We start from the raw sequence: 26,865 nt of genomic DNA on the forward strand, positions 1-26,865 counted from the left end.
CGTTGCCAACCGGCGTACGACCCTCTGGTCGTGCTCGACCCCAGGCTGGGCAGTCCACTGGCCAAACCCGCTCCGCCAACCTTGTCTTTCAGACAGCGGGGATTGACTACCGCGCCACGTGGGAAAGATTCCTCCCTATGATCTGCGGGGCGGGGGCGACACCGGGGCGGACCAGCACGTCAGCACTGGTCAAAAGCCCATGAGGGTGGGGGGCTACTTGACGGCGACACATCACTACTCCGGCGATGAGTGGGAGCAGTACTGCCTCCTGCTCGCCCGCCGGCACTATGGCGCGGACCAGGTACAAGAGGTGCCAGCCCGCCATGGAGGAGACCTCGGAATTGAGGCCTTCACCTTCTGCGGTCGAGCATTTCAGTGCTACGCGCCGGTAGAACCGCTATCCACCTCCGAGCGATACGAAAAACATCGTGACAAGCTTTCGACCGACCTGCGTAAGCTCAGCACGAAGCAAAAGGACCTCCAACGCCTCCTTGGCGATGTAAAAATAAACACATACATCTTCCTTGTGCCGATTTTCGACTCGGCCCAACTTGTTCAACACGCCAGCACTAAGTCGGAAGAGGTGCGGTCGAAAAGACTTCCCTTCATTACAGATGATTTCAAGGTGACCATCGCCACCGATGCCAGCTACGCTAAAGAGCGAAGCGAAATCTTGGAACGAATGACTTCGCTGATCGATGTCGTTCCCACTCCTCCAGGAGAGGTAGACAGCTGGATGGCGGGGAATTCTCAACTAGCCGAGATGGCCCTAGGTAAGCTCGCCAAACTGAAGCTATCCCCCAGTTCCAGTCGCACCTACCTTGAGCAACTAGTTAACCAATTTCTGGATTCCGAGAACGCGCTGGCTCGCCTCCGGGAAAAATACCCAGACCAATGGGAAGCAGCAACGGGGAGCAAAGTTCGAAAGGAGCGCAAGCTAGTTCTTGAATACCCTCCTGGTAGCACCAACAGCGCGGCCGACGTGACAACCATCGTGAGATCACTCAAAGAGGAGCTGACCCGCCAGGTTCCCGCGCTTGATGATTCTTTTATTGACGCCATGTCATGGGGATCAATAGCCGATTGGCTCATGCGTTGCCCATTGGACTTCGAGACTAGCGAGAGTGCTTCATGAGCAGTGCTGCGGTCCTAGAGTGGGCATTTTTGGGCATCTCAAGCAACGTCGTATTTACTCGCCGGCCTGACCCAATCCCTGGCGACCTACGCACGAGCTGGAGGCTGGCATCAGCCGTGCTGATTCTGCGACGCTGTCGTGCAAATACCGCAAATCTAGAACAGATCCACGTCCTGGCTTGGGCGTTGCGATCCGCTCAAGGCCGCAAAGTCATCACAGAATGGTTTTTAGAGCATCGCAAGCCGAATGGCCTGATTATCAGGCACGATCCCTCAACATCTCGCACAATTAATCTCGCAATCGCCACAGATCTAGCAAGGAGGAACGAAAACTCGTCTGTCTCCTTGACAGATAAGGGGGAACGTCTAGCAGCCCTACTATGGGCCAACAATGAGATTCTAATGCCGGAAAAAGAGTTCCTCTCCGCACTGCCTGCCCGTATCACTCAGAAGTCTGTGAGCGATCTGTTGGAGTGGAGGTCTTAGATGTTGAAGATCCGAAAACTCTCTCTTAATGTGCACACCTCTGGCCCCACCTGCGGCACTTTACTGGAGTTCGGGTCCGGCCTTAATATTCTCCGAGCCGATAACTCGAGCGGTAAGTCAACATGCCTCCAGTCCATAATTTATGGACTCGGTCTCGAAGGGATGATGAGCCCTAGTCGAGACATCCCACTTCCACACGCGATGACCGATAGGGTCGAAGTTGATGGGCGAGAATATCGCGTCCAAGAGTCGAGCGTCTCAATCGAAATTGAGAACGGGCAGGGTGAGATTCTAACAATTGGCCGCCCGGTCAAAAGTACGCGGTTCGACACGACCCTGATAAGGACACGAAGCGGCCCTACGCTCTCGGAGCCTGGGGCTCCCTACACTCAGCGCGACTACTTTGTCCGCAGGGCTGGGTCAGCTCAAAGAGAAGCCGGATTTCACTATGAACTGGCAAAATTCCTTGGGTGGGAACTCCCTAGGGTAACTCGTATGGACGGCAGCGAGGGAACCCTATACCTTGAGTGTCTCTTCCCTTACTTCTTCGTGGAGCAGAAACACGGTTGGTCAGGAGTCCAAGCACGTATCCCGACCTACCTTGGGATTCAAGACGTCTCAAAACGCTCCGCTGAATTCATCCTGTCACTAGACGCCATGGACATGGTGTTGGAGACACAACGGATCGAATCGGCAATCACGCTCATCGAAGCAGACTGGAAGAACGTAGAGCGTAATATCTCAGATACCTCGACTCGTGCTGGCATCCTCGTACGAGGAATCCCTAAGAAGCCGAATTCTTCCTGGCGGCGCGAAGAGCTAGTCTCTCTAGAAGTAGACTCCGGGTCCGGTTGGGTCTCGCTCGACGACGAGATAAGTCGCCTTGCCGCTGAGCTAGAGGAGCAGACTGCTCGGCGTCTAACATCCGTTGGCGAAGCCGCTCCTGAAATAGAGGAGTCCTTGTCACTCAATCAAGAAAGGGCAGCGCAACTCAGTATCGCATTGTCATCAGCAATCGAGGATTGGGAGCAGGCTAAAAAGCAGGTTCAGTCTCTAGAACTCCGCATCGAAGCGCTAGAAGAGGACTTGCAAAAACATAAGGATGCGGCCCTTCTGCAACGGCTCGGGGCAGCAGGGGGTTACGGTCTGCATGACGAAACGTGCCCAACGTGCGGTCAAAGCCTTCCCGACGGATTCGATATTACCGACTACCCGTTGACTATCGAGGACAACATCTCACACCTCGATAAGGAGCTGGCGACCTTTCGTTCCATGCAACTAGATGCCGGCCGAGTGGCTGAGATTAGCCAGGTGAGGGTTTTCAGGTTGCGCGAAGAGATGGGGAATCTGCGCGCAACGATCCGCTCGCAAAAGGATTCCTTGATTAGCCCTAGCTCCCTTCCGGACACTGCGAAGCTGGCTCAACGGCTCAAAGCAGAGGAAGGACTGAACACGCTACGCAGCCTCCGCGACTCCATAGAGTCTTCGATCGATGAGCTTGATTCACTTTCGGCAACTTGGCAGCAGAACAAGGAGACCCTAGCTGCCTTAAGGCGGAGGGAGCTAACCACTGCTGACGAAGTAAAGATTCGCTCGCTTAAGAACTCTCTTACGTCACAGCTCGAAGCGTACGGCTTCCGATCCCTCGAACCTCGATCCATCGACGTCTCACCGAAAACCTATCGCCCTAATCACGAGGGTTTCGATCTCGGGTTCGATCTATCGGCGAGCGACATGATTCGAGTCATCTGGTCCTACCTGTTTTCCCTTATGGAAGTATCGCGAGAGTTTCAGGCAAATCATCCCCAGCTACTCATCTTTGATGAGCCGCGCCAGCAAGAGGCTGCTCGGTTCAGCTTTCAGCAACTCTTGAAGCGAGCTGCCTCTAACGGTGCTGCTGGAAGCCAGGTCATCTTCGCTACGAGTGAGGAAGAGGACGATCTAATGTCAATGCTCATTGGCCTACCTCATCAGATGACTTCTATACCGAGGGGTGAGAAGCTGATCAAACCTCGCACGTAGGTACCACGACATCGTCGTTGCTCTCCTGACACTCCTTGTGTAAGCATCTCCCGCTGTTCGAAGGAGGCTCCGCAATGGCTCAGCTCTTGTGGACGATATGTGGACCGCACGTTCACCAGTCGCTTCCTCTAGGCCTCTGAGCAGTGCATAGGATATAAGCCGAAAGGGCCTCCGGAGCCGTGTGCGCAGGTTCGAATCCTGCCGGGGGCACCCTTCATGAGGTGCCCAAAGACCCCGTCACCAGCGGAAACGCTGCGGTCGGGGTCTTCGCGTATGTGCAGGCAGATGCCGCCGAAAGCAGCCGCTTGCCAGTGATCACGTTGTAATAGCGTGTTGATCTTGAGGGGCTTCGCGGCAGGTCAGAAGACGTTCCGCAGACCTTTCGACGGCTCCGGATCAAGCGTTGGCGTTGCCGCTTTCGGGATGGAGGACAGCCTCTGCGATCTCGCGTACGCGGTCCTGGGTGATACCGACGCGCTGATCGACGGCAAGGGGATGGTCAGTGGGTTCCAGCTCGATGAAAGGGCGCTGACCGATCGGACGGGTGTGGGCGTTCGTCTTCAGGTTGAGGGTGCTGGGCGAGTACAGGCTCAGCTCGGTGGTCAGCCAGCCGAAGTACGGTTTCTCGGCTTCACGACCGGGGGTGTTCCACACCTCAAGAGCTCGGGCAAAGCTGTCTCGGCTCAGAGAGACCCAGACTCCCCAGGAGAAGGAGTCTTCGCCACCGATCACCGGTATTTCAATCAGGCCCTTGATGAAGTAGTGCTGCCCCTTGATGACGCACTGGTCGGAGGAGAGCATGCTGTCCGGATCGTCCGCGTAGCCCTGGTCCCAGACGTCAGGCGCCATGGTGGAGTAGTTCATTGGAAGCTCTGCATGGTGCTCTCCACAGCATGAGCACTTGAAGCCGAGATCGTTAGCCATGGCCGGGAGCTTAACCAGCCGGTCAGCGCACGCACATGGACAGGCCGAAGCCCCGGACCAGAGACGGCCCAGGGCTCCCGTTCCTCGTCATGCGGTTGTGTCAGTCCGTGCGGTCGTCCCCCTCCCCCAGCCCTTGCATGATCCTTTCGTTCATCTCCTGCTCCTGGCCGTCGATGCACTTGGCGTAGATCTTCAGCAGGACGTCCACCGAATGGCCCGCGCGAGCGGCGACCTCCGGGGCCGGCACTCCCGAGTTGAGCCACTGGGAGACACCCGCGTGACGGAGGTCGTACGGCCGGAAGGCGAGGACCGACGACACCTGATCCGGGACGAAGGCCAGTTCCCGCGCCTGCTTCCACGCCCGTGAATACGAGGAGGCCGCGATCACGTTGCCCCGCTCACTGGAGAACAGCCGGCCGTCCTCCGCCGTGCCGAACTCGTCCAGGTGGTCACGCAGCAACCGCACGAGCGGGGGCGGAATCGGCACGATGCGCACCTCGCCCTGGGCCCGCTGCTTGAGCCCACGCCGGTCGTGCGCCTCACCGGAGTCAGTCCACGCCTTACCGGCCGTGGGACGGGTCTCCGCCAGCTCGATACGACCCCAACCCGACGCCGGAAGCGTGCAGTCGGAGCGCCGCAGGCCGAGTGCCTCCCCCGGTCGCATGGCCGCGTAGTACAGGCACCCGAAGAACGCCCGCAGGCGTCGGCCACTCGCCCGGTCGTAGCCACCCACGTACGTGAGCGCGGTCAGCAGCTCCCGAGCCTGCCGCGGGTTGACCACTACCCGGCGGTCGACTTCCTGCACCGCGCGCTTGCCACGTTTGCGCCGTACCCGGCTCAGCGGGTTGGACGTAAGGTGCTCCAGCTCCACCGCGTATTCGAGCGCGTTGAAGACGACCGCTCGCCGACGCCGGTAGGTCTGGGTCGCCGCAGGCTTGCCATCCAGCCTCCGCCCCAACCCGTCGATCAACTCATGCACACGGGCGATCTCTTGCAGCTCTCCCACCGGAAGCGATGCCTTTGCGATCCACCGCACCGCAGAGGCGATCTCCTCCGGCCGCTCCCGCTCCCTGCGCGGCACGGGCAGGACGTACGAGCGCAGCGCCCGACGCAGCACCTCCGGAGAGGGCCGCCCCCGTCCCGGCTTGACCAGGACAGGAACGACCGTCGCCAAGGCATCAGTCATGCTGTCCCGATGCTTGGCTGACGCCTCTCCCCAGCGGGCATCGACGTATTTGACCGTCAGGTCGAGGAAGGACAGCGCCGCTTTCCCACCACGCAAGGAGTCGGGCAGCCCCGTCACCGTGTCGAACGGTTCGCCCTTGTCGAGAGCCCGCACCAACTTGGCCCGGAAGCGGTCAGCCAGTGCTTTGGTCTTGTGCGACTCGCTGAACGGTTGTCCGTCGACCACCCAGCGCACGAGGTAGGTCGGCTTCTTGGTGGTCTTGTTGACCGACAGCTTCCAGACGGAAGCCTTGTACGACTTCACGACGCCACCCCCTCCGCCCGCTCCTCCAACCAGTCGTTCAGCACGTCACGCCGGACCCGGAGCTCACCGTTCGGAAGACGGATGCAAGCCGGGGCCAGGCGAAGTTCGCGCCAGCGGTAGAAGGTGCGCCGGGAGATGCCGCCCAGTTCGTCGAGCACCTGCCGCACGGTGAGCAGCTCAGCCCCTTTCGCACGGCCGTCACGCCCCATGGCGACCGCCTCCGTCCCGCACAGAGGCGGCCAGCAGTGCAGCCGCCGGGGAGTAACCGCGCCCGGCATAGCGCCATTCGCCGACTGTGACCGTCGACCGGCCCGCCAGGCCGGGGGAGGCCTGCTATTCCTCCGCCCGATGGTCGGCGCGGGCCTGCCGGAGCGCTGTCAGCGTGGTGAAGTAGCGCCGCGACTTGCTGGAGAAGTGGCCGCCATAGCCGAGCATGTGCGCCCAGCGCCGCAGCCCGAGTTCAGGGAAGGCAGGCAGCCCACCGAGCCACCAGCACGTAGCGATCATGCGCAGCACGTGAGCCCGAACGGGGAGGAGCACCAGGTGTATTGCCCCGAACGAACCCGTCCGTCAACTGCGCCGGCCGACTCCGCGCCTTGGTCGCGTACTTGGCCACGTAACCGGCGACCGCTCCCGATGTCAGCCGCTCCCCGGTCCCAGAGGACACGATGGGGCGCACATCGACCTGCGCGCCGAAGCGCAGCACGCGAGTGCCGACCACATCGGAACCCGGAGCGGAGATCCAGACGCGCTCAGCGGCAGCAGGCACCGCATCCGAGAGAAGGCCGGTAGTGGCCCAGCCCGGCGGAGATGAAGCCGGGCCGTCCGGACCGTCGAGGCGGATCACGGCGTGGAAGTGGACCAGGCCCCGACGCTGGTACTCCGCCACTTTCGCGTAGGAGAGGCGCGCCAGGTCCCGGAGTTCGGTGCGCGTCACGCCCGCTTGCCGGGCGACCTCCCGCCGGAGCTCCAGCCCGAACCGGTGCCACAACTGACCGGCGCATGCTTGCCACAGGACGGCCCCGGCGTAGTCGTAGCGCGGGCACAGCGGCTCGCCGAGACGCGCGTCCTCAGCCGCATGCCGCTCAGGGCAACCGAGCAGCGTTCCGTGAGGGCACCTCTCCTCCGTACGGCGAGGCCGGCAGGAGCGTAGGCCTCCGGCGTGCTTGCGCCTGGTGTGGACCGGCCCGAAGCCGGGGGCGGTGAGGGTGGCGAACACCCGAGGGTGCCCGCTCACCTCTCCCCCGACGTTCTTGCCGCCGACGAGCCCGGCGCGGATGAGCTGATACGTGTCCGCCCTGTAGATACGGGAGCACGTCGGGCAGACGGCCGCCCGACGATTGCCGCAGGCGATCAGGAGCCTGCCCCCGTAGCCGTCCGAACCGTAGGAGAACAGCGCCTCCCCCGTACCGGCGTCGACCACGGCGGACGTCCCGACCAGGTGAACCGGATTGGTGCATAGAAAAAGCGATGCCACAGTATGTCGTACATCCGACATACGAAGATGCCCGAATGCTTCTAAAACAACATAGCGTGTGCCTGATATCGGGCCCTCCCGGAATCGGCAAGACGACGCTCGCTCACATGCTCCTGGCAGAGCATATTACGTCGGGATTCGAGCCAATTGAAGTCTCTCGCGACATCAACGAGGCGTGGACCGCGCTCGACAGAGAAGCGAAACAGATATTCTTCTACGATGACTTTTTGGGGCAAATCTCCTTTTCTGAGCGCCTTTCAAAGAACGAGGACAGGAGGCTTTCGGGCCTCATCGAGAAGTTCTCTGGAAGTGCAACCAAGAAGCTCATCCTCACTACACGTGAATACATTCTGCGCGACGCTAAGAGAAGTTACGAGCGACTCGGCGAACTGGGCTCGCAATATCAGTTCCTTCTTGAATTGACATCTTACCGAAAGAGCGACCGGGCTAACATTTTATACAACCATCTTTGGCATTCGGAAGTGGCAAGCCCCTGCTTGACAATCGCCAGTCATGAGTCAGGCGAATTCTTGGAGGGCATTCACGATGCCTATCACGGCTGGCTAGAGTCCACTCTAAGGAATGATCAGGATTGGAGTTACTATACCCGTCACTTGTGGGAGGACGACGGTGTTGTTTTGTCATCGGATACGCAACTAGCTGCCCGCTATGAAAATTTTGCGGGCGAGTTGCTCCAAATGTATTCCGCAGAAGAATTGGACCTTGACGGACTGCAATCAATGGCCATAGATTTTGGACTTCCCCATCTTTCTGAACGAATCGACTCGGCCATGCAAGAGGTCCGTGAGCCAGACGATGAATACGACCGCACGGATTCTCTTCTAGACGACAGTCGCGAATCGGACGAATATATTGCCGATCTTTTCGGCAGACTCAATGAATGTAGCTGCCGAAGTCGAGCGTGCTCGGCGTTCGCGGCATGGGTCGGCTGTCACGTATCGCCCTGGTGGACGGCATAATCCCAATTGGCGTGGCTGAGACCGGTGAGGGTACAGCGAGGCACACGCGTGCGTGGTCGGTCGGCACGCCCGCCGTCGTGGCTGACTGTCGTCGGCTGAGGCTCAGACGGCTCACACGATGGCTACGCCCCCTGGACACCCCGCCTCAGAAGTTCGTCATCGACAGCGCGAAGCCGCTGCCGCCCCTCCCGCGCAGCCTTGGGGTTGCGACCCATGCCACGTACCGCGGCACCCTCGGCCCGGTGAGCGGCGAGGGCCCGGCGCTCGCGTAGCTGCTCGACAGACAGGCCAGCCAGCACGCCCCCGCCGCACCGCAGTTTCGGGCACGCGCGAGGGCCTGTTGCCCGACCGCACCACAAGCGCACCAGATCGATCGGGGAACAGCGGGGAATCCAGGGGAAAGCCGCCCAGTCCGACGCTGCCACGATTCGACCGTTCGCCCAGGTCAGGCCCCGAGCCGGCCTCAAATGCCCGCAGCTTCCCAAGCTGATGCCACCAAGGAGCCAGCACGGGCAAGCAGCCTCAGCCCTGCCTTCGCAGTGTTCACATGCCTACGATCGCGGAGTGAGCTACGACATCTACTTCTTGAACCGACGCGATGGGCAGTCTTGGGGTGAGGTCCTGGAGGCGATGGAGGACGCAGCCGAGGACAGCGAGCCGATCCCCACCCACCTCCTTGAAGCGTGGGACCGCATAGTGCCGCAGGCTCGGACCCTGCTGGGCGAAGTAGAGATCACGGAGTACGAGCAGGAGTCGCGGGACCTGAGCCACTCGCGCACCGGCATTGACCTGTCCGTCTTCAGCGACGAGGTGAGCATCACTGTTCCCTACTGGCATGCCGGGGACGACGCTGCAGTCGTGCTCGGCCAGGTCTCCGCCCTCGCGGCCACCGTCGAGAAGGAAACCGGGCTGACTGCCTACGATCCCCAGACAGAACGTCCGCTGATGGAGACGCCCCCGGAGGGCTCGATTGGGCTGATGTCGCGAATCACCGAGGATCTGCGCAGCCGCTACGGCAGTTGATCACTGAGCACCGGCGGAGCCGGCCGGGTTCCGAGCCAATTGCTCGCCGCGTGCCACAGTCGTGCCAGATACAAGGGTCAGCCACGGTCAACGGGGGTGTCTCGCGGTCGAGTTCGCGGTCACCTGAGCAGGTATCGAAGCTCCAGGTCAGCGCCCCCACTCTCCTGAAGCGGGCGTCGCAGTTCGCAGTTTCCTCCGGTCGAGATCATCGCCGGACGGCGTCGCTCATCCTTTCCACGGCGACAGCACAGACGCCAGTCGCGCCACAGAGGAGACCAGCCCTGGTATGAGGAACCATGCCGGCAGATTCTCCGTCGGCATTCCGACGGAGAGAGCCGCTACAGACAGCATCAGTTGCACCGCTGCCACGAAGCAACCGAACGCCCGGTTCGGAGGCAGCCAGGGCAGCGCCGCCCAGGCGACGGGCAGCAGTAGCCAGAGAACGAGCGCGATCACCATCAGTACCTTCTGTCTACTGATTCACCAGCTCGGCGGCCCCAGAGGATTTGAGGCCCACCCGCGGACCATCGCAGTCGCTGCCGACGACCGAACGCGTTAGACCATATGCGCCTCGGTGCTGCCGGATGCCGGCCAGACCCACCCTCCCCCGCAGCCGCCGCCCCCGACCACAGCGTCTCCGACTTGTTGCACGACCCTTCAGAGGATCGGCTGGACCTATGGATCAGAAGGCCCTTTGACATCTACGACTGACATCAACGACGCCGGACGGTGAAGTTCCACCCTCGGCCTGGACAGCCTGATACTGGGACGACAGGTCCCGGAGGAAGCAGTTCCAGGTAGTGAGCAAGAAGAGCAATACGAGCAAGCGGTACACGGCCGAGTTCAAGCGGGACGCGGTCGCGCTGGCGCTGTCCTCGGACAAGACGGTGACCGAGGTCGCCCGGGATCTCGGCGTGAGTCCGGAGGGCCTGCGGGGCTGGGTGAAGCAGGCGAAGATCGACCGGGGTGAGGGACCGGCCGGTGCGCTCACGACGGCGGAACGTGAGGAGCTCGCGAGGCTGCGGCGCAAGGTCCGCGAGCAGGAGCAGACGATCGAGGTGCTGGGAAAAGCCACGGCCTTCTTCGCGCAGCAGAGGACGAAGTAGCCGCGCGCTACCGGTTCATCGACGTGGAGAGGGCGAGTGAGGCCAATCCCGGCGGGTACAGCGTGTCGCTGCTGTGCCGGGTGCTGAAGGTGGGCCGCTCGGCCTACTACGCCTACCGTGCGGGCCGGGAGGCTGCCCAGGTTCGGCAGGAGGCCGAAGACGAGCTCGCCGGGGAGATCCGGCACATCCACGCCGGATCCCGTGGCGCTTACGGTGCCCCGCGGGTGACCGCGGTCCTGCGGCGCGGGGGCAGGCCGGTCAACCGGAAGAAGGTCGAACGGATCATGCGGGAGCGCGGCATCCGCGGGATCACGCGACGTCGGGGTCGCAGTCTGACGAAGGCCGACACCAAAGCGGCGCCGTCGCCGGACATGGTCGGCCGCGACTTCACCGCCGCCGAGCCTGGCACGAAGCTGGTGTCCGACATCACCTACCTGCCCACCTTGGCCGGCTGGTGGTATCTCGCGACGGTCATCGACCTGGCCACACGCGAGGTGATCGGGTACGCGATGGCCGACCACCACCGGGCCGAGCTCGTCGTCGACGCTCTGCGGATGGCCGCCGCACGCGGCGGACTGAAGGAGGGCTGCATCACGCACTCGGACCGCGGTTCGGAGTACGCCTCACGTGAATACCGCTCTCTGATACAGGAGTTGGGCCTGAGGTAGAGCATGGGACGAACCGGGTCATGTTACGATAACGCCGCTGCCGAAAGCTTTTTCGGTCTACTGAAAGCGGAGATCGGCACCACGGTCTGGGAGTCCCACGAAGCCGCCCGAGCCGACGTCTTCCGTTTCATCGAGGTCGAGTACAACCGCACCCGCCTGCGCAAGCACCCCGAGTACGGCTACGTCACCCCACTCGAGACCAGAGCGCTGGCGACGCAAGACCTCACTCCCGCAGCATAAACACCCGCTGTCCAAGCCCAGGGTGGAACTTCAACCGGACCTCAATGACCCCCCAGCCGAGAGTTCGGGACGAAGAGGTCGTGCCAGACGCGTGCCAGATCGTGCGGGGAACCACGGGGAACAAGAGGGAACCAAGACGACGGCCACCAAGAGCCGACACCGTTTCGCTGCAGGTCAGACCCGCAGCGAGCCCCAGATCACCTCAGCTTCCCAAGCTGATGTCACCCGTTGGCCTGCCGCTTCGTCCGGGCTGCGGCGCTGGGGCGCCGGTCCCGGCCGAGCGGCAGGCTAGCCGCACCACATGCGCCGCGACAGCAATGTGCCCCGTGCCACAGCGCGGGGGACGGTGTCACACGGGGCCAGGCTGGCTGTTCGAGGGAGCTGGCTCGAACCTCGACCAGCCAGCGTATGAGGAGCGGTTCAGGCAGCCGACGCTTCCCGCCTCATGGGCGATGACGCTTCAGTCGCTGCGTCATGCTGCTCCGCCTCAAGTCCTGCCGCGATCAGGTTCGCCATCAACTCGGCTGCTTCAGAGCCAATGGTCCCGAGGTGCACGAACCCGTCCCCGAACACGTTCACGTCCGCCAACAGACCGGGGAAGTCGGAGTCCAGGCCAAGCAACACCAGCTGGTCGGCCAGGGCGCCGGCGCTTCGTCGTGCGCGGTTCCAGCCGCGGACGTAGGGCACGCCGGATACCAAGTCCTCCGCTCGTTTGGCCACCACTCCTCGCCGGTCGGTCATGGCGTCAGATCCTTCCCTTGTTTTCTTCGGCGGTCGTTGGCGCGTGTTCGACGCCCTCACGGTCTCGGTCGAATCCACTCGCCAGAGCCAGGCGCAGAAGTTCCGCGAGGCGCTCGGCCGTGTTGGGGGACACCCGGCCCAGCTCGACGAGGCCGTGCCCGAAGGCGTTCAAGTCCGCGCGCAGGTACGGAAAGTCCTTCTCCAGACCCGCTCGCACGAGGGCGTCCCGCAATGCGGTGGTTGCGTTTCGAGCCGCATACCAGCCTTCACTGTCGAGAGGCGACCACGAGGCAGCGTCGCGCTCGTCGGTCGGCTCATTCGGCATCAGTGGTCCGTTTCCTCGGGAAGGGCAGCGACCGCCGCGTACGGGGTCGGGTACCTCCCATCGAAGCGGTCGATCCTGGCTAGGAGCTCCGCGGAAGCGACCAGCACGGTCGCGAGGGCGACCGGGCGCAGTGGGTTCGCCTCCGGCCGGCGCACCGGGGCGCGCAGCCACTTCCGCGAAGACGTACTCGATGACGACCCGACCTTGGGGGTTCTCTGCGCCTCACCCTGCACACCCTGCACCGTGGTACCGGCCGTCGCGTGAGCTGGAAGAGTTACGGCACTTCAGCTTGGCGTTTAACCTCGCGGGTCACTCGTCCTGCTGACCTGCGGTTCTTCACGGGACAGCGGAGACGGCGGTTCTCCACGCTTCGAGATGACGAGTCACAAAGCACGAGAGAACGGCCGCTGCCCATGAGTCTGCCTGTCGGTGTGCCCGGAATCGAGGCGTTGGGTCTGTTGTCCCGCTTTCGGGTCGAGTTCTACGAGTGTCTCTACAAGCGGGCGGACGCGCTCTTCGAGCTCACCGATGCGGTGCTGTGCACGGACGGGCCGGTGAAAACCCTGGTCGAGCTCTCCTTGGCAGTCGAGCACCGGCGCGGACACGGCGCGCTGTACGCGGCCCTGGACCGTGGATGGCTGGAGCCGACACGGTTGCGCCGCACGCTGGCGGGCCTGCCGCTGCCGAAGGCGGCCGACGGGCGGATCGTGCTCGCCGTGGACGTGTCGCACTGGCTGCGACCCGACGCTCCCACCAGCGGCGACCGGCTCTTCTGCCATGTCTATGGACGCGGCGACCGCAACTCGGACCAGTTGGTGCCCGGCTGGCCCTACTCCTTCGTCGCGGCCCTGGAGTCCGGCCGCACCTCCTGGGTCGCTCTCCTGGACGCGGTCCGCCTGGGCCCGGCCGACGACGCGACGACCGTCACGGCCGTCCAACTCCACGATGTTGTCAGGAGGTTGACGAGTGCAGGCCACTGGAGACCGGGCGATCCGGACATGCTGATTGTGATGGACCCCGGCTACGACGTCGCCTACCTGACCCACGCTCTCGCCAACCTGCCCGTCGTACTGGTCGGGCGCCTGCGCTCGGAACCGGGTCATGCTCCGCGACCCCGGCCCCGCGCGGTCGGGTCCCCGGGGCGGGCGCCCCCGCCGGCATGGCGGCGTCCTCACGTTCAAGAAGCCCGACAGCTGGCACGAACCCGACGTCACGACCGCCACGGACACCACCCGCTACGGCACAGCCACCGCGACGGCCTGGGACCGGATGCACCCCCGGCTCACTCACCGCGGCCCCTGGCTGGAGCACGCCAAGGAAGAACTCCCCATCCTGCATGGCACGTTGATCCGCCTGAAGGTCGAGCGCCTGCCCGGTGACCATGACCCGAAACCGGTCTGGCTGTGGTGCTCGGCCACCGCCGCTGCACCGGCGGACGTGGACCGCTGGTGGCAGTCCTTCCTCCGCCGCTTCGACCTGGAGCACACCTTCCGGCTGATGAAACAGACCCTGGGCTGGACCGCCCCGAAGGTCAGGAACCCCGACACGGCCGACCTGTGGACCTGGCTGATCATCGCCGCCCACACCCAGCTCCGCCTCGCCCGGCCCCTCGCCGAGGACCTCCGCCGCCCCTGGGAACGGCCCGCAGAACCCCGCCGCCTCACCCCCGCCCGGGTCCGCCGGGGGTTTCGCAACGTCCGCGCGACAGCAGCCCGCCCGGCAAGCGCGCCGAAACCGTCCCGACCAGGCCCCGGACGGCCTCCCGGCTCGAAAAACAAACAACGAGCCAGGCGCCACGACGTCGGCAAGACCGTCAAACGCGCCGAATCGATCAAGGAACACCAAGCCCAGCGAGGTTAAATGCCAAGTTCAGAACGTGTCGACGCCGACAGGACGGTGTACGACCGTCGGGGTTTCGATATGGATCACGGTCGTACACCGAGCAGCGGCTGTCCCACAGCATCGCCAGGTGATCGATCGACGTGAGCGCGTCGGCAGCCTCGTCCCGGTCTTCGCCGCCAGCCGGTAACGGGGGATTGGAGGTAGGATAGGTAGCATGAGTGAGCCTACCGGCAAGTACTCGATCACTATGCCGCGCGACATCGCCGAGGCCGCCAAAGCACGCAGTGGCCCCTCCGGACTGTCTGCCTACGTCGCCGCCGCCGTCGCCCGCCAGATCGAACGCGACAACCTCAACGAACTCATCACCGTCGCCGAAGCCGAACACGGGCCCATCACCGACGAGGAGATCGGAGCCCTGCGCGACCAACTCCACCAGGCCCGCCGACAGCAGACCCAGGGTGGGGCGAACGCCGCGTGACCCGGTCCCCCGCCACCCCCGGCGGCACCCTGGTCCTCGACAGCGACGGACTGGCCAAGGCCGTACTGCGCGACCGCGCGGTCACCGGCTGGCTCGCCCTCGCCCGCACCGACGACCTGCGAGTGATCACCTCCGCTGCCACCCTTGTCGAGGTGGTCCACCCTCGGATCAACCGCCCGGCCCTGGAGTGGACCCTGTCCCGCCTCGTCGTCGAGCCGATCAGCGAGCCCATCGCCCGCCAGGCCGCTGCCCTCCTCGCCGACGCCGGCCTGCACGGCCACAAGTACGCCATCGACGCCATGCTCAGCGCCACCGCCCTCGCCTCACCCGGACCGGTCACGGTTCTTACCTCCGATCCGGAGGACCTCACGTCGCTGTGCGGCGGACGCGTCACCATCATCAAGATCTGACGACACACTGCCGCCTTGTCGCGTGGCTTCAACCGTCGACGAGCAACAGCGGGACAAGGGCCAGGAAGTAGCACGCAGGAAGTCCCTCGTAATCCAGCGGATCACCACCCATTTCCAACTCGCCCACGCCGACAGCGGCCCGCGCCGCCCCGGGTGGCTGGTCCTGTTGACGGGCGTCTGCGGACGCCTTCGCCTTGCCTGGTGCCGGCCGTGCTCGGCACCAGGCCGTCTGACAGGGGCTATTTCCGGCCTGACCCGCTCGGGTGGGCCAGTTCGATGCCGACTCGTCCGCCGATCCGCAGTGCCATGGTGCGAGTCGGCTCCACGGTGAAGCCGGCTGCGGCGATCCGCCGCGACACGGCGTCGCCGACATTGCCGCGCATCTGTTCGCCCATCCGGCCGCGCATCCCGGCCTGCCGGCGTCCTCGGCCGTGCCCGTGGTCATGCCCGTGCTCGTCGAACACCGGGTCGGCCAGGACCAGCAGCCCGTCGGGCCGCAGCACCCGGCGCACTTCGGCAAGCAGGGCTTCCCTCGACGCGCTGTCCAGGTGGTGCAGCATCAGACTGGAGAAGACCCTGTCGAACGAGCCTTCGCGATAGGGCAGTTCCTGGGCGAACCCGCGGTCCAGCCGTACGGTGAGGCCGACCCGCCGGGCCTTGCGTTCGGCGCGGGCCAGCGCCTTCGGGTCGGGGTCCAGTCCGACGAGGTCCACGTTCCTGTGCTGCTGACCGGTCGTCCGCAGCAGGTTCCCGGTGCCGCAGCCGACGTCCAGCACCCGGTGCCCGTCGCGCAACTCGGCCAGCCTGATCATCGTTTGGTGGATCGGCCGCAGCCCGAACACGTGGTGTGCCACGTCGTACAGCGGCGTCAGGAAGTTCTTGCCCAAGCCCGGGATGTACTCCCGTTCGGCATGCGACTGAGACAGTTTTTCGGTCATGCCATCATGCTGACCGCTCCTGAAGCTGCATACCTGTACGATCCGCGGCTTCGATGGGACGATCCGACGGTGAGGACAGTGCGGAAGGCGCCCGGCCGGGACCGGCCGGCGACCTACTCGATGCTGCCGGCACCCGGCGAGCTGCCCGTGGCGATCTGGCGGCTGGAGCAAGGCTGGGAGAGCCCCGGAACCTTCGAGGAGCATGCGCACGACTTCCCTGGCCTGGCGTACTTCCAGTCCGCCGGCGGGCTGCTGCGCACCGGTCGGCGGGCCTGGCCGATCGAGGCCGGCGACTTGTACGTCATCGCGCCGGGCGACGTGATGGGCCATATCCACCCCCGCGATCTGGCCCACGCCCATGGCTGGGGCGTGTTCTTCACCGCCGACGCGCTCGGCCCGGACGTCCCCGGCGCCCACCTGGCCTGGCGCACGCACCCGCTGCTGTTCCCGTTCGTCCGCGGCGGAGCGACCGGCGCCTTGCGGCTGCGGGTGCCCGAACCGGACCGGCCCGAGTGGACCGTCCGGATCCAGGCCCTGCACGACGAACTGGCGCAGCGCCAGGACAGCTACCGGGAGGCCGCTCTGGCCCACCTGACACTGCTGCTGGTCGGAGTGTCCCGGCTCGCCGCCGATGTCGTGGGCGACTTGCGCGCGAACCGGGAACCACTGCTCGCCGAGGTGTTCGAGGTCATCGAGCAGCGCTACCCACAACCGCTGTCACTGCGCGACGTGGCCGCCGCAGTCAGCATCTCCCCTGGCCACCTCACCTCGACGGTACGCCGACGGACCGGGCGTACCGTGCAGGAGTGGATCACCGAGCGCCGGATGGTACAGGCCCGGCGCCTGCTGGCCGCGACCGATCTGCCGATCAGCGAGATAGGCAGGCAAGTGGGCTTCCCAGACCCTGGCTACTTCGCCCGCACCTTCGGCAAGGTGCACGGATCGAGCCCCCTGCAGTGGCGGCGAGCCGGCGCCGATCCCGGAAGCAGGCCGAGAGGCTGAGCAGCCCATGACCCGTGCCAGTTGGGCGTCCGCACAGGGCGACGATGCCGCTGCCGGACCGGAGCTGGACGGCGCTGACGGTCACGGTGACGCCGAGCACGGCTGTGTCGAACGGGAGGGCGAGGCGGTCCTCGATGACTGGTCGGCACCGTCAGGCGATCGGCCTCCTCGACCTACCGCTGCCCGAACCCGCGCCTGAGGGGTGGGCCTGGGTGGAGGCCTACCGGCGCTGAGCATCCTGAGCCGCGTACCCCATTCCTCACCGTCTCTCCGCTACTGCCAGGCGCGGACCAGATCTTCAGGTCCCCAGTGGGCCGCAAGCGGCAGACTGCCGACGACACCGCTGCGGGACACCGCGACCATCGGGGTGTCCGGCCCGGCACCGGGCACCGCGAGTACGTCCCGAGCCAATGCGTCGTATTCACGGGTGCGTGAACCCGTCGGAAGCGTGGATCCCGCCGGTTACAGCCGGGCACCGGGCGGTCGCTCTGCGCGCCTTCAGCCCTCGCCGGTCGTGACGCTCGCCGGAATCGGTCCGCTTCTTCCCGGAGACGGGACGTGCAGGAACCTCTTCGACCGCGGATTGATTGAGCGATAAGGTCATACGTATGGCAACCGAGCCGCAACCCGCAACCCGTCTGTTCCCGCGACGTCTGCCTGCCGGCCGCTTGGGTGTTGCAGTCGTTTCCGAGCTCGTCGACCTCATCGTGACGGGCCAGTTGAAGGAAGGCGAGTTGCTGCCCCCGGAGGGTCCGCTGAGCGAACACTTCGGCGTGAGTCGCACGGTGCTGCGTGAATCGGTGAAGCGGCTCGAGGAGAAGGGCCTGGTGATCGTTTCCCAGGGTCGCGGCACTCAGGTGCGGGCGCCGGGCTACTGGAACATGCTCGATCCGGTGGTGCTGTCCGCGTTGATCGACAACGATGAGACGCTCGGTGTCCTTGACGAGCTGACGATCGTGCGGGCGAGCCTCGAGTCGGCGATGGCGGGCGCGGTTGCCGGTTCCCGCAGCGCAGATGAGTTGAGGAGGCTGGAGAACGCGTTGACCGCGATGCGTGAGAGCGAGTCCGAGACGGACTCCTTCCGGCAGGCGGATGTGGTGTTCCACTACGCGCTCATGGAGATCTCCGGCAACCGGCTGGCGGAGAACATCGCCAAGCACCTGTACAAGCGAGCCGTGGACTCCAGCCGCTACCAGGGCATCGACCCGCCTGATGCGCTCGCACTGACGCTGAAGGAACACGCGGCGATCGTCGATGCCATCTCAAGGAAGGACGTCGCCGCGGCCCAGAAGGCGATGCATGATCACATCCACGTCTCGTGGGAGCGTCGCCGGCTGCCCGACCACGCGCCACTGGCGCGCGGCCGAGCGCTCGACAAGGAGAGCGAGTAGACGTCGGCAGCGTTGCCGCCGAATCACGCGCGCGTTCCGAGGCGGAAAGCCCGTCGAGCAGGGCTTCCAGAACGGACTTCCAGGCCGCCGCTCCCCCGCCGAGCTCAGCCGACGGCCAGCCGGAACCGTAGAACGGACGCTCAGGGCAGAAGGATCCCAGGGCGATCGTTACCGGGGCGGCGAGATCGGCTGCACGCCATGATCCGGGGGGCGAGGCCCGACGTGGGTCCCGAGACCTTCGCGACGACGTTCGGTTGACGCGCGAGCTCCCGCAGCCGCGACGCCCACGTGCTCCTGTCCTGCCCCGGCTCTGTGTGCGGCCCGAGAAGCGCGAGGAGTACCTGGCGCTGCACCGTGCCGTGTGGCCGAGCGTCCCACGACGAAGGCCCTGCGCTCAGGTCGACGGGTCACGAGGGCCGGCCTCCGCGGTGCAACGGGTCATCGATCACGTCCGGCTCGGCCACCAGCCGCAGGGCAGCGCGTTGGGGCCGAATGTGCGGTCCGGTCGCCGCGGGCCGGGGCGTCGCAGCGCCGGCCGGTGACATCTGGGACTCGTCGACCACGATCCCGATGCCTGGGCGATCGCCCAGGACGATGCCTCCGTCGTCGAACTGCTGGTCGACGTCGAGACCGACGGGAAAGAGAAGATCCTGGACTTCGCAGGTCAGAAGGTTCGGCACGGCGGCGGCGGCATGCGCCACCGGGTTCGCGTTGTACGCGACGGGACTCACCGGCAGATCGTGGGCGTGCGCGAGCGTCGCAACGCGGAGGAAGTGGGTGATCCCCCACACGTTGCCGACTTGCACGATGTCGACCGCGTTGGCGTCCAGCAGGGGGCGGTACTGCTCCAGCCCGGTCAGGTTCTCGCCGCTTGCGATCGCCGCGCGCACCTTCCCGCGCAGCGCGGCCATTCCGGCCGCATCCCACCGGCGCAGCGGTTCCTCCACCCAGGTGAGGTCCATGCGCTCCTCGATGGCCGCGACGTACCGGGCCGCCTGGGCGTGGTTCCACGACTCGTTGGCGTCGAACATGAGCGCCGGTCGGCGGGAGTTGCGGCTGAGAATGTCGCGCATGATCTCCAGCCGGGGCAGGTCGCGGTCGAGGTCGCGTCCGCCTTTGAGCTTGCCGGCCTTGAACCCGCGGTCCGCGAACCGACCATAGAGGTCGGCGAGTTCGTCCTCGGTCAGGCCGTACTCGAGACCGGACGCATACCCAGGGACGAAGCGCTCGCGGGCCCCGAGGGTCCGCCAGAGCGGCTCGTCAGCGGCCTTGGCCTTGATGTCCCAGAGGGCCATGTCGATGGCCCCGATGGTGCCGAAGGTGGATCCTGAGTGACCGGCCTTGAACACCCAGTCGAGCATTCGGTCGTAGAGCGCCACGACTGACCGCGGATCATCGTCTTCGATCGCGGGGAAGACACGGGCGATGTCGGCGTGGGCCCCGAGGCCGACTCCCTCGATTCCGGTGTCGGTCTCGATGATGAGGACGGGGACCGGCGTGGCGCGGCCGGGCTGGACACCGTTGACGTCCCCGGTGATTCTGCCCCAGTCGTGAACGGTGCTCAGGCTGCGGTATCCGGTGATCTTCATCGGCAGTGGTTCTCCCTGTATGCGCGAGCGGTCATTCCTTGGTTCCTCCCGCTGTCATGCCCGCGACCAGGAATCATTGCGCCAGGACTATAGGACATACGTATGATGTCTGTCACGCATGTCACTTTGATACTGGATCGTCGCCCTCGGTCGGCGACGAAGGCGCCGCCCGCGCCCACCTGGCCCACGGCCGGGCCCGCGAGGGCGGCACGCTCGAGTACAGCTGGGTGACAGGGATGCGCACCCAGGAGCACGTGCGAAGCAATGTCGCGCGGTATCGGGCGGTGATCCCGCAGTCGCCGGGAGGAGCTGCACTCCACAGGGCTCGTCCCGCACCCGACCGGACAAGCCGGCCCTCCCAGGCCTCCCAGGGCCCGAGCCAGACATCACATGACTCTTGTTACAAACATCATACGTATGCTAACTCTGTGGCGGGGCATCGGTGCCCCCCACACAGGAAGCGATCGAACATGACATTGACGTCAGACTCGACACGCTCGGTGAGCAGACGATGGAGACGCAGGGCGGGCACCCTTGCGGCCCTCGGTGCCTGCGCCGTCATCGCATCAGCGCTCATTCCCCTCCAGGCGCAGGCCGCGCCTCGGACGGTGTACTTCGCAGCGCCGGACGGCAAGGACTCCGGACACTGCAGCCAGTCGCAGCCGTGCTCGCTCGAGCGGGCTCAGCACGTTGTCGACCCGGCCGCAAAGCAAGGTGACGTGACCGTTCAACTCGCCGACGGCACCTACCGCCTTTCCGAGCCACTCCGGTTCGGACCCGGCAATGACGGCGGCGACCACACCATCCACTGGACCGCCGCCCCGGACGCTCACCCCGTCATCACAGGCGCCTCGAAGGTCACCGGCTGGTCCAAGTCCGAGGCGGGGTCAGGCATCTGGGAGGCGGATACCCCCAGCGGCCTCGACACCCGCCAGCTCTACGTGAACGGCGTGATCGCCCCTCGCGCCGCCATCCGCCTGGCCAACGCGGACGTCACTCCCACCGCAACTGGTCTCACCATCAAGAACCCGGCCCTGAGCTACCTCGCCACGCTCCCCGACCAGGGACGCATCGAGTTCGAGTCCCTCGGCGACTTCACGAACCGCTACTCGCCGGTTCAGAGCATCAGTGCCACCGAGATCACGATGGCGCAGCCGGCGTGGGACAACAACACGTGGGGCTGGGACACCGTCCAGAACTCGTTCCTGGCCGGTCCGAGCTGGTACCTCGACAACTCACTGAGCTTCCTCACCCAGGTCGGCCAGTGGTACATAGATCCGGGCGCCGGAAAGCTCTATTACAAGCCGGCGAACGGGGTCGACCCCAACCAGCTCGACATCGAGCTGCCCCGCCTGGAGACGCTGATCAGCATCGGCGGGACGTACGACAAGCCGGTGACCGGTCTTGCCTTCGAGGGCATCCAGTTCTCCGGAACCTCCTGGCTCGGTCCCTCGACCGACGGGTATGCGGACCAGCAGAACGGCCTCTTCATCAAGGGCACCTACGACTACCGCCCCGCCGATGCCTTCACCAGCTGCTCGCGCGGCTGCGAGATGTTCGAACGAGCGCGCACCAGCTGGTACCAGGAGCCCGCCGCCGTGCAGGTCTCCGCCGCCGGCCGCATCTCGTTCACCGGCAACACGTTCACCAACCTCGGCCAGTCGGCGCTGGGCGTCGGAAACGACGCCAACGCCACGACGACCGGCGTCGGGCTGGGCGCCAGCGACATCGACGTGGTCGGCAACCGGTTCATGGAGAACAGTGGGCACGGCGTCGCGGTCGGCGGCGTACTGCCTGACGCGCACCACCCGAGCGACCCGAGGATGACCAACCAGAACATCCTGATCGCCAACAACACGATCGATCGCGTGGGGGTGGACTACAAGGACAACAGCGGCATCCTCAGCACCTACGTCACCAATGCCCGCATCCTGCACAACGAGGTCTCCAACGTCCCCTACGACGGCATCGACACCGGCTACGGTTGGGGCATCAACGACGCCGGGGGGTCGAACGACTACGTCGACCGCGGCTACTACAAGTGGAACACGCTCTACACGACGCCGACCACGCTCAAGGACAACCGCGTCGAGGGCAACCTCGTGCACAACACGAAGGCACGCTTCGCCGACGGCGGATCGGTCTACAACCTCTCCGCCAGCCCGGGAACCGTGGTCGCCAAGAACTACCTGTTCAACATCTCAGGAGTCGGCCTCTACCTCGACGAGGGCTCGCGCTCGATGACGTATGAGAACAACGTGGTCCAGGGCGGTTCCTTCCTCTTCACCAACGCGTACAGCCTCCGCAACAACACCAGCGACAACGTCATCCAGAACAACTGGTACACCTCGGGCGGAGAGCAGGCGCCGAACGCCGCCGCGCACAACAACAAGCTGATCAACAACGTGAAGGTCGCCGGTGCCGACTGGCCCGCGGGCGCCCGAGACGTGATCTGCCAGGCGGGTGTCGCGCCGCAGTACCGGACGTCGCTCAACGCGAACCAGTTCGGCTTCAGCGGATGCGCGGTTGACGCACCGGTCGCAGCCGGCCTCGCCACCGCCAAAGGTTCGGCCGTCAGCTCGTACTTCGGCCAGAGCGGCGATGGATTCGGGATCGCGGCGGCCGGCGCCGACGTGTGGGGCGCCGGCGGCCAACACGACGACCAGTTCGGCTCGATCTACCGGGCCGGCTCGTTCAACGCCGACTCGAGCGTGTCCACCCGGGTCGTGTCGGTCAACGACGCCAACGCCTGGGCCAAGTCCGGGGTCATGGTCCGCAACGACATGACCAAGGCGGGAGGGTCGGCCGGGTATGCCGTCGTCGCGGTCACCGCCCGCAACGGCGTCGTGTTCGAGTGGGACGCCAACGGCGACGGGTACCTGGACACCGACGCCCGCGCCAACGTCGACATCTACCGTCCCATCTGGGTGAAGCTCACCCGATCGGGCACCTCGTTCAACGCCTCGTACTCCTACGACGGTGCCAACTATGTCCCGATCGGTCAGCCCGTGACGTTGGCCTCGGCCGCAGCGAAGCAGGACGCGGGCATCTTCTCCACCTCCCACGACGCCGCCCAGTCAGCGATCAACCAGTTCGACTCCGGCGCCGTCACGGCCGTGACGGCGCCGTAGGTGCCGCTCACGGTGGGTCGACGACAGGCGCGGCGAGGTGTTCCGGAGCGCGCCGACAGACTGACGGTTCAGGTTCACGGACTCTGGCGGCGGGCGCATGAGAGGACCGGAGCACCAAGCGTGACCTGTCGTCGACCGTCCGGCCGGGGTCTGGCGCGCTGACCAGGGCGGATGCCGACAGAAGAGGGCGGGAGTCAGTCTCACTGGCTCCCGCCCTCTCTCGTTGTCTCTCAGCGTTCGCGACACACCTCCGACACACATTCCGGTCGGGCGTTCACTGGCTGCGGGTCAGCTCAGGGACGCCGTGACGGCCGGCACGAAATCGGAACCTGGCCGTTCACTCGGAGCGTCGGCCTCGTGAGCGGAATAGCGGCCGAGGCGGCACCCGCTCTTGGGCCAGGCGACATCGCCCGTGCGCGACCACCACCGGCAGCCCGCCCGCCGAGAGCGTTCCGCTATCCAAAGACTGCGCCCTACCCGTCGGCTTTGTCCCGGCCGTCTTCGAAGACGAAGAGTGGTTTGCCGCCATGTGCGGGTGCTTCGGCGAGCGAGATGGCTTCGGTGAAGCGTTCGAGCGGGAACGGCTGGCCTTGGGGGATGCTCAGCACCTCATCGGCGACGAGACTGCGAACCTCGGACAGCGCGCGCAGCGCATCCGCGGGTGAAGCAGTGCCGAACCAGCGGTTCAGCCAGAAGCCACGGACTGCTTTGGTCTCGTAGATGACCGAGCGTGCCTGCAGCGGGATCGTCAGCGCTGCCGGGTCAGTCTGCCGATGGGTGGAGAGCGCGCCGTAGACCACGACCTCTCCTCCAGGAGCCAACGCCTGTGACACCTGGGCACCCACATGGCCCGCGACACAGTCGATGGCCTTGCGCACGCCGGCCGGTCCTGCAATCTCCGCCACACGCTGCACCAGGTCCTCGTCCTCGGTGCAAATGACCTCGTCGCCACCGAGCGCCTTGATCTCCTCAACGGCATCGCGCCGCCGCACCACATTGATCGTGCGAATACCCAGATGTCCGGCCAGCTGAAGGACGAGCCGGCCGACGGTGGAGCCCGCGGCCGTCTGCAACAACCATTCACCCGGCTGTACGTCGAGTTCGCGAGTCACCAGGAGCAGCGCGGTCAACGGATTCACAGCGAGTTGACAGGCACTGGAGTCGCTCAGACGATCGGAGACCGGCAGAAGCCTATGCGTATCGGCGACGAGGTATTCCTGCCAAGTCCCCGCCACACGCGGCCCTGGTACCGCAGGGACAGCAGCGACCACCACGCGCTCGCCGATCGTCAGTCCCTCAGTATCCGGGCCCAGGGCCTCAATACGACCCACGCATTCCATATAGCCCCCGACAGTGGGAAATTCGGGGGAGAAACCGTAGCGGCCACGCAGCGCATGCAGATCGCTGGCGTGAATCGGAGTCGCCTTCACACGGATCAACGCCTGACCGGATCCTGGCGTGGGAACAGGCCGGGTTTCCAGCCGAAGGACATCACTCGGCTCGCCAACCTCATGGGCTACGAGCGCGCTCATGGATTGCGGCGTGGGCATGAGATCTCTCCTTTGGTCGCGCTCGGCGTCGGCCGACGGGGCAGCGAAGTACCCGGCGTACCGCGTCCCAGCACAGTGCTCAGTCTGTAGGAACGGTGCGGTCCTGGTCGTGATCGGTGGCGAGGGCGACGTGCCGCCAGGCGTCCATCTCCTTGCGGAAGGTGTCCAGTTTGGCGTCGAAGGCTTGCAGGGTGTCGGCTCCGAGCGGGAGGCGCAGGGGTGGCTCGGGGGCGGCGGCCATCTCGACTATGGCGTGCGCGGCCTTGACCGGATCGCCGGGCTGGGCGTGGTTCAGGCTCGCGGCGGCTGCCCGCATCGCGCCGACGGTGGGCGCGTAGTCGTCGATGGTGTCGGGGCCGGTGTGCAGGCCGGCGGGGTCGAGGAAGTCGGTGCGGAAGAAGCCCGGCTCCACGAGCGTCACGTGGATGCCGAGGGGGGCCAGTTCGGTGTGGAGGGTCTCGGTGAAGCCTTCGACGGCGAACTTCGTGGAGGCGTAGATGCCCCAGCCCGGCGCGGTGGCGAAGCCCACGATGGAGCTGATGTTGATCACGTGGCCGGAGCGCCGGCGGCGCAGTACCGGCAGTACGGCGCGTTGGACGGCGAGCGGGCCGAACACGTTGGTCTCGTACACCGCGCGGACCGCGGCGTCGTCGGACTCTTCGACGGCGGCGAGCAGTCCGGTGCCGGCGTTGTTGACCAGGACGTCGATCCGGCCGAACCGCTCGACCGCCGTGTCGACGGCCGCCTGGATGCTCTGCGGGTCGGTCACGTCCAGCGGCACGGTGAGCAGCGCGTCGCCGGCGTCGGGAAACTGCTCGCGGACGGTTTCGGCCTTCCGCGCGGTCGCGACCACCTGGTGGCCGGCGGCGAGGGCGGCACGGGTGATCTCCAGGCCGAAGCCCCGAGACGATCCGGTGATGAACCAAACGCTCATTGTCTTCTCCGATGTTCAGGCGGTGGGCAGGTCGAAGGCCGCGCGGTTCTGGGCGATGAAGCCCTCGACGTCGAGGGGGTCGCTGCCGCCGATCGTCTTCACGAGGTCGTTGGTGCCGGCGAAGACGCCGTTGCGGTAGTCGACGGCCACGGCGAGCAGGTGCTGGATCAGGTGGTCCGGCGCGCCGCGCCCGTGCAGGATGGCGGCGAATTCGTCGAGTTCGATGGGGACGTAGGTGACTTCACGGTCCAGCGCCCGTGACATCTTCTCGGCGATCTCGTAGTGGTTGAGTTCCTCGGCTCCGTACAGCGGGTAGATCTGGCCGGCGTGCGGGGCGGGGTCTTCCAGGATGGCCGCGATCACCTTCGCCTGGTCGCTTTCCGCGATGGGGGCGTGGCGTCCGTCGGCGAACGGCAGGCGTAGTTCGCCGGTTCCGTCGGCCCAGGTGTCGATCAGCCACTGGGCGAAGAAGGTCGGGCGGATGTGGGTGACGGGGACCGGGGCGTGGTCCAGGACGCGTTCGGCGACCCAGTGCTGGCGGGCCGCGTTGCTGGCGGTGTGGCGGCGGGCGGAGACCTGCGACATGTTCACGATCGCCTGGACCCCGTTCTCCTCCGCCGCCTGGGCCACGTTCGCGGTGGCGTCCATCAGGCCGGGACGGATCGGATAGGTGAAGTACAGGGCGTCGATCCCCTTGGTCGCCCGGGCCAGGGAGTCCAGGTCGAGGACGTCGCCTTCCACTACGTCCGCTCCGAGGGCGGCGAGCCGCTCGGCGCGCCCGTCGAGGCCGCGGACGAGTGCGCGGACGCGGTGTCCGCGCTGCAGCAGGAGTTCGGTGGTGTGGCCGCCGGTTTTGCCGGTGGCCCCGATCACGAGGAGGTTGCGTTCCATGATGGTGATCTCCGTTTCTTGAGAGGGAGCTGGTGGGAAGTCCAGCGTCAGTCCTGCGAGCGGGTGCCGCAGAAGATGAGTGAGGGGCGGTGCC

The 26,865-nt window shown here is 65.5% G+C and carries 24 protein-coding genes and 3 pseudogenes; 14 read left to right on the forward strand and 13 right to left on the reverse strand.

The genetic code is table 11. The features are described 5' to 3' along the window. Nucleotides 1-217: 217 nt before the first annotated feature. Both ACFY16_RS08300 and ACFY16_RS08305 read left to right on the forward strand, forming a co-directional pair. A complete protein-coding gene (locus ACFY16_RS08300) occupies nucleotides 218-1,135 on the forward strand; it encodes a hypothetical protein (protein WP_390646308.1) in 918 nt (305 codons plus the stop codon). Nucleotides 1,136-2,115: 980 nt separating this feature from the next. Further along, a complete protein-coding gene (locus ACFY16_RS08305) occupies nucleotides 2,116-3,642 on the forward strand; it encodes a hypothetical protein (RefSeq protein ID WP_390646309.1) in 1,527 nt (508 codons plus the stop codon). A gap of 396 nt (nucleotides 3,643-4,038) precedes the next feature. Here the strand turns inward: ACFY16_RS08305 and ACFY16_RS08310 are convergent, their stop codons facing one another. From ACFY16_RS08310 to ACFY16_RS08325, 4 genes and pseudogenes are all read right to left on the reverse strand, one after another. Next, nucleotides 4,039-4,566 carry a DUF2199 domain-containing protein gene (locus ACFY16_RS08310; protein WP_390646310.1) on the reverse strand — a complete coding sequence of 176 codons (528 nt, stop codon included), beginning with the start codon at nucleotides 4,564-4,566 and terminating at the stop codon, nucleotides 4,039-4,041. Between the two features lie 100 nt (nucleotides 4,567-4,666). Next, a complete protein-coding gene (locus ACFY16_RS08315) occupies nucleotides 4,667-6,055 on the reverse strand; it encodes a tyrosine-type recombinase/integrase (RefSeq protein ID WP_390646311.1) in 1,389 nt (462 codons plus the stop codon). Next, a complete protein-coding gene (locus ACFY16_RS08320) occupies nucleotides 6,052-6,264 on the reverse strand; it encodes a helix-turn-helix transcriptional regulator (RefSeq protein ID WP_390646312.1) in 213 nt (70 codons plus the stop codon). Before ACFY16_RS08320 ends, ACFY16_RS08315 begins: the two co-directional genes overlap by 4 nt. Then, nucleotides 6,254-7,553: pseudogene (locus ACFY16_RS08325) on the reverse strand (replication initiator). Before ACFY16_RS08325 ends, ACFY16_RS08320 begins: the two are co-directional and overlap by 11 nt. A 14-nt stretch (nucleotides 7,554-7,567) precedes the next feature. Here ACFY16_RS08325 and ACFY16_RS08330 point away from each other — a divergent pair. Beyond that, the gene (locus tag ACFY16_RS08330) at nucleotides 7,568-8,512 is read left to right on the forward strand and encodes an AAA family ATPase (protein WP_390646687.1); all 945 of its coding nucleotides are present in this window, start codon (nucleotides 7,568-7,570) and stop codon (nucleotides 8,510-8,512) included. A gap of 564 nt (nucleotides 8,513-9,076) precedes the next feature. Then, complete coding sequence (locus ACFY16_RS08335; RefSeq protein ID WP_390646313.1) at nucleotides 9,077-9,535, forward strand: hypothetical protein; 459 nt, start codon at nucleotides 9,077-9,079, stop codon at nucleotides 9,533-9,535. 225 nt (nucleotides 9,536-9,760) lie between these two features. On the opposite strand, the gene ACFY16_RS08340 is transcribed toward ACFY16_RS08335, so the two are convergent. Beyond that, nucleotides 9,761-9,994, reverse strand: coding sequence for a hypothetical protein (locus tag ACFY16_RS08340; RefSeq protein WP_390646314.1), 234 nt, complete (start codon nucleotides 9,992-9,994; stop codon nucleotides 9,761-9,763). A 341-nt stretch (nucleotides 9,995-10,335) separates the two neighbouring features. Here ACFY16_RS08340 and ACFY16_RS08345 point away from each other — a divergent pair, with 341 nt between their 5' ends. The 3 genes and pseudogenes from ACFY16_RS08345 (at nucleotide 10,336) to ACFY16_RS08355 (ending at nucleotide 11,549) form a co-directional block, all read left to right on the forward strand. Beyond that, entirely contained in the window at nucleotides 10,336-10,641 is a 306-nt protein-coding gene (locus tag ACFY16_RS08345) for a transposase (protein ID WP_390646315.1), read from the forward strand. 14 nt (nucleotides 10,642-10,655) lie between these two features. Then, nucleotides 10,656-11,309 (forward strand): annotated as a pseudogene (locus ACFY16_RS08350) (IS3 family transposase); the annotation flags it as partial. Between the two features lie 3 nt (nucleotides 11,310-11,312). Continuing rightward, a complete protein-coding gene (locus ACFY16_RS08355) occupies nucleotides 11,313-11,549 on the forward strand; it encodes an integrase core domain-containing protein (protein WP_390646316.1) in 237 nt (78 codons plus the stop codon). A gap of 420 nt (nucleotides 11,550-11,969) precedes the next feature. Here ACFY16_RS08355 and ACFY16_RS08360 read toward each other — a convergent pair whose 3' ends face one another. Together ACFY16_RS08360 and ACFY16_RS08365 are read right to left on the reverse strand one after the other, a co-directional pair. Beyond that, nucleotides 11,970-12,290, reverse strand: coding sequence for a hypothetical protein (locus ACFY16_RS08360; protein WP_390646317.1), 321 nt, complete (start codon nucleotides 12,288-12,290; stop codon nucleotides 11,970-11,972). 4 nt (nucleotides 12,291-12,294) lie between these two features. Beyond that, nucleotides 12,295-12,615, reverse strand: coding sequence for a hypothetical protein (locus tag ACFY16_RS08365; protein WP_390646318.1), 321 nt, complete (start codon nucleotides 12,613-12,615; stop codon nucleotides 12,295-12,297). A 413-nt stretch (nucleotides 12,616-13,028) separates the two neighbouring features. On the opposite strand from ACFY16_RS08365, the gene ACFY16_RS08370 reads away from it, so the two are divergent. The 4 genes from ACFY16_RS08370 (at nucleotide 13,029) to ACFY16_RS08385 (ending at nucleotide 15,345) form a co-directional block, all read left to right on the forward strand. Further along, nucleotides 13,029-13,994 (forward strand): transposase, encoded by a 966-nt coding sequence (locus tag ACFY16_RS08370; protein ID WP_390646319.1) that lies wholly within the window; start codon nucleotides 13,029-13,031, stop codon nucleotides 13,992-13,994. Then, nucleotides 13,960-14,475: a hypothetical protein gene (locus ACFY16_RS08375; protein WP_390646320.1), complete on the forward strand. Its 516-nt coding sequence runs from the start codon at nucleotides 13,960-13,962 to the stop codon at nucleotides 14,473-14,475. The genes ACFY16_RS08370 and ACFY16_RS08375 overlap by 35 nt, the downstream gene beginning before the upstream one ends. A gap of 196 nt (nucleotides 14,476-14,671) precedes the next feature. Next, nucleotides 14,672-14,935, forward strand: coding sequence for a CopG family transcriptional regulator (locus tag ACFY16_RS08380; protein ID WP_390646321.1), 264 nt, complete (start codon nucleotides 14,672-14,674; stop codon nucleotides 14,933-14,935). Beyond that, complete coding sequence (locus tag ACFY16_RS08385) at nucleotides 14,932-15,345, forward strand: PIN domain-containing protein (protein ID WP_390646322.1); 414 nt, start codon at nucleotides 14,932-14,934, stop codon at nucleotides 15,343-15,345. Before ACFY16_RS08380 ends, ACFY16_RS08385 begins: the two co-directional genes overlap by 4 nt. A 239-nt stretch (nucleotides 15,346-15,584) precedes the next feature. Here ACFY16_RS08385 and ACFY16_RS08390 read toward each other — a convergent pair whose 3' ends face one another. Then, entirely contained in the window at nucleotides 15,585-16,283 is a 699-nt protein-coding gene (locus ACFY16_RS08390; protein WP_390646323.1) for a class I SAM-dependent methyltransferase, read from the reverse strand. Nucleotides 16,284-16,352: 69 nt separating this feature from the next. On the opposite strand from ACFY16_RS08390, the gene ACFY16_RS08395 reads away from it, so the two are divergent. Beyond that, complete coding sequence (locus ACFY16_RS08395) at nucleotides 16,353-17,285, forward strand: helix-turn-helix domain-containing protein (RefSeq protein WP_390646324.1); 933 nt, start codon at nucleotides 16,353-16,355, stop codon at nucleotides 17,283-17,285. Between the two features lie 273 nt (nucleotides 17,286-17,558). Here the strand turns inward: ACFY16_RS08395 and ACFY16_RS08400 are convergent. Beyond that, nucleotides 17,559-17,711 (reverse strand): annotated as a pseudogene (locus ACFY16_RS08400) (ATP-binding protein); the annotation flags it as partial. A gap of 182 nt (nucleotides 17,712-17,893) precedes the next feature. On the opposite strand from ACFY16_RS08400, the gene ACFY16_RS08405 reads away from it, so the two are divergent. After that, nucleotides 17,894-18,676 (forward strand): FadR/GntR family transcriptional regulator, encoded by a 783-nt coding sequence (locus tag ACFY16_RS08405; protein WP_390646325.1) that lies wholly within the window; start codon nucleotides 17,894-17,896, stop codon nucleotides 18,674-18,676. A 407-nt stretch (nucleotides 18,677-19,083) separates the two neighbouring features. Here the strand turns inward: ACFY16_RS08405 and ACFY16_RS08410 are convergent, their stop codons facing one another. After that, the gene (locus ACFY16_RS08410) at nucleotides 19,084-20,265 is read right to left on the reverse strand and encodes a mandelate racemase/muconate lactonizing enzyme family protein (RefSeq protein ID WP_390646326.1); all 1,182 of its coding nucleotides are present in this window, start codon (nucleotides 20,263-20,265) and stop codon (nucleotides 19,084-19,086) included. Nucleotides 20,266-20,984: 719 nt separating this feature from the next. On the opposite strand from ACFY16_RS08410, the gene ACFY16_RS08415 reads away from it, so the two are divergent. Next, nucleotides 20,985-23,396, forward strand: a complete 2,412-nt coding sequence (locus tag ACFY16_RS08415; RefSeq protein WP_390646327.1) for a right-handed parallel beta-helix repeat-containing protein — start codon at nucleotides 20,985-20,987, stop codon at nucleotides 23,394-23,396. A gap of 473 nt (nucleotides 23,397-23,869) precedes the next feature. On the opposite strand, the gene ACFY16_RS08420 is transcribed toward ACFY16_RS08415, so the two are convergent. From ACFY16_RS08420 to ACFY16_RS08430, 3 genes are all read right to left on the reverse strand, one after another. Next, entirely contained in the window at nucleotides 23,870-24,946 is a 1,077-nt protein-coding gene (locus ACFY16_RS08420; protein WP_390646328.1) for a zinc-dependent alcohol dehydrogenase family protein, read from the reverse strand. 79 nt (nucleotides 24,947-25,025) lie between these two features. Beyond that, nucleotides 25,026-25,880 carry an oxidoreductase gene (locus tag ACFY16_RS08425; RefSeq protein WP_390646329.1) on the reverse strand — a complete coding sequence of 285 codons (855 nt, stop codon included), beginning with the start codon at nucleotides 25,878-25,880 and terminating at the stop codon, nucleotides 25,026-25,028. Between the two features lie 15 nt (nucleotides 25,881-25,895). Then, nucleotides 25,896-26,771: an NmrA family NAD(P)-binding protein gene (locus tag ACFY16_RS08430; protein WP_390646330.1), complete on the reverse strand. Its 876-nt coding sequence runs from the start codon at nucleotides 26,769-26,771 to the stop codon at nucleotides 25,896-25,898. Nucleotides 26,772-26,865 lie beyond the last annotated feature (94 nt).

The organism is Streptomyces sp. NPDC001315, assembly GCF_042896175.1.
Classification (GTDB): domain Bacteria; phylum Actinomycetota; class Actinomycetes; order Streptomycetales; family Streptomycetaceae; genus Streptomyces.

Excerpts from the sequence above, each read along its gene's own strand:
- ACFY16_RS08370 (WP_390646319.1), top strand. The coding sequence starts at position 13,029 with ATGAGTCTGCCTGTCGGTGTGCCCGGAATCGAGGCGTTGGGTCTGTTG.
- ACFY16_RS08320 (WP_390646312.1), bottom strand. The coding sequence starts at position 6,264 with ATGGGGCGTGACGGCCGTGCGAAAGGGGCTGAGCTGCTCACCGTGCGG.
- ACFY16_RS08420 (WP_390646328.1), bottom strand. The coding sequence starts at position 24,946 with ATGCCCACGCCGCAATCCATGAGCGCGCTCGTAGCCCATGAGGTTGGC.
- ACFY16_RS08330 (WP_390646687.1), top strand. The coding sequence starts at position 7,568 with ATGCTTCTAAAACAACATAGCGTGTGCCTGATATCGGGCCCTCCCGGA.
- ACFY16_RS08355 (WP_390646316.1), top strand. The coding sequence starts at position 11,313 with ATGGGACGAACCGGGTCATGTTACGATAACGCCGCTGCCGAAAGCTTT.
- ACFY16_RS08390 (WP_390646323.1), bottom strand. The coding sequence starts at position 16,283 with ATGACCGAAAAACTGTCTCAGTCGCATGCCGAACGGGAGTACATCCCG.
- ACFY16_RS08360 (WP_390646317.1), bottom strand. The coding sequence starts at position 12,290 with ATGACCGACCGGCGAGGAGTGGTGGCCAAACGAGCGGAGGACTTGGTA.
- ACFY16_RS08405 (WP_390646325.1), top strand. The coding sequence starts at position 17,894 with ATGGCAACCGAGCCGCAACCCGCAACCCGTCTGTTCCCGCGACGTCTG.
- ACFY16_RS08340 (WP_390646314.1), bottom strand. The coding sequence starts at position 9,994 with ATGGTGATCGCGCTCGTTCTCTGGCTACTGCTGCCCGTCGCCTGGGCG.
- ACFY16_RS08305 (WP_390646309.1), top strand. The coding sequence starts at position 2,116 with ATGGACGGCAGCGAGGGAACCCTATACCTTGAGTGTCTCTTCCCTTAC.
- ACFY16_RS08365 (WP_390646318.1), bottom strand. The coding sequence starts at position 12,615 with ATGCCGAATGAGCCGACCGACGAGCGCGACGCTGCCTCGTGGTCGCCT.
- ACFY16_RS08380 (WP_390646321.1), top strand. The coding sequence starts at position 14,672 with ATGAGTGAGCCTACCGGCAAGTACTCGATCACTATGCCGCGCGACATC.
- ACFY16_RS08310 (WP_390646310.1), bottom strand. The coding sequence starts at position 4,566 with ATGGCTAACGATCTCGGCTTCAAGTGCTCATGCTGTGGAGAGCACCAT.
- ACFY16_RS08410 (WP_390646326.1), bottom strand. The coding sequence starts at position 20,265 with ATGAAGATCACCGGATACCGCAGCCTGAGCACCGTTCACGACTGGGGC.
- ACFY16_RS08425 (WP_390646329.1), bottom strand. The coding sequence starts at position 25,880 with ATGAGCGTTTGGTTCATCACCGGATCGTCTCGGGGCTTCGGCCTGGAG.
- ACFY16_RS08430 (WP_390646330.1), bottom strand. The coding sequence starts at position 26,771 with ATGGAACGCAACCTCCTCGTGATCGGGGCCACCGGCAAAACCGGCGGC.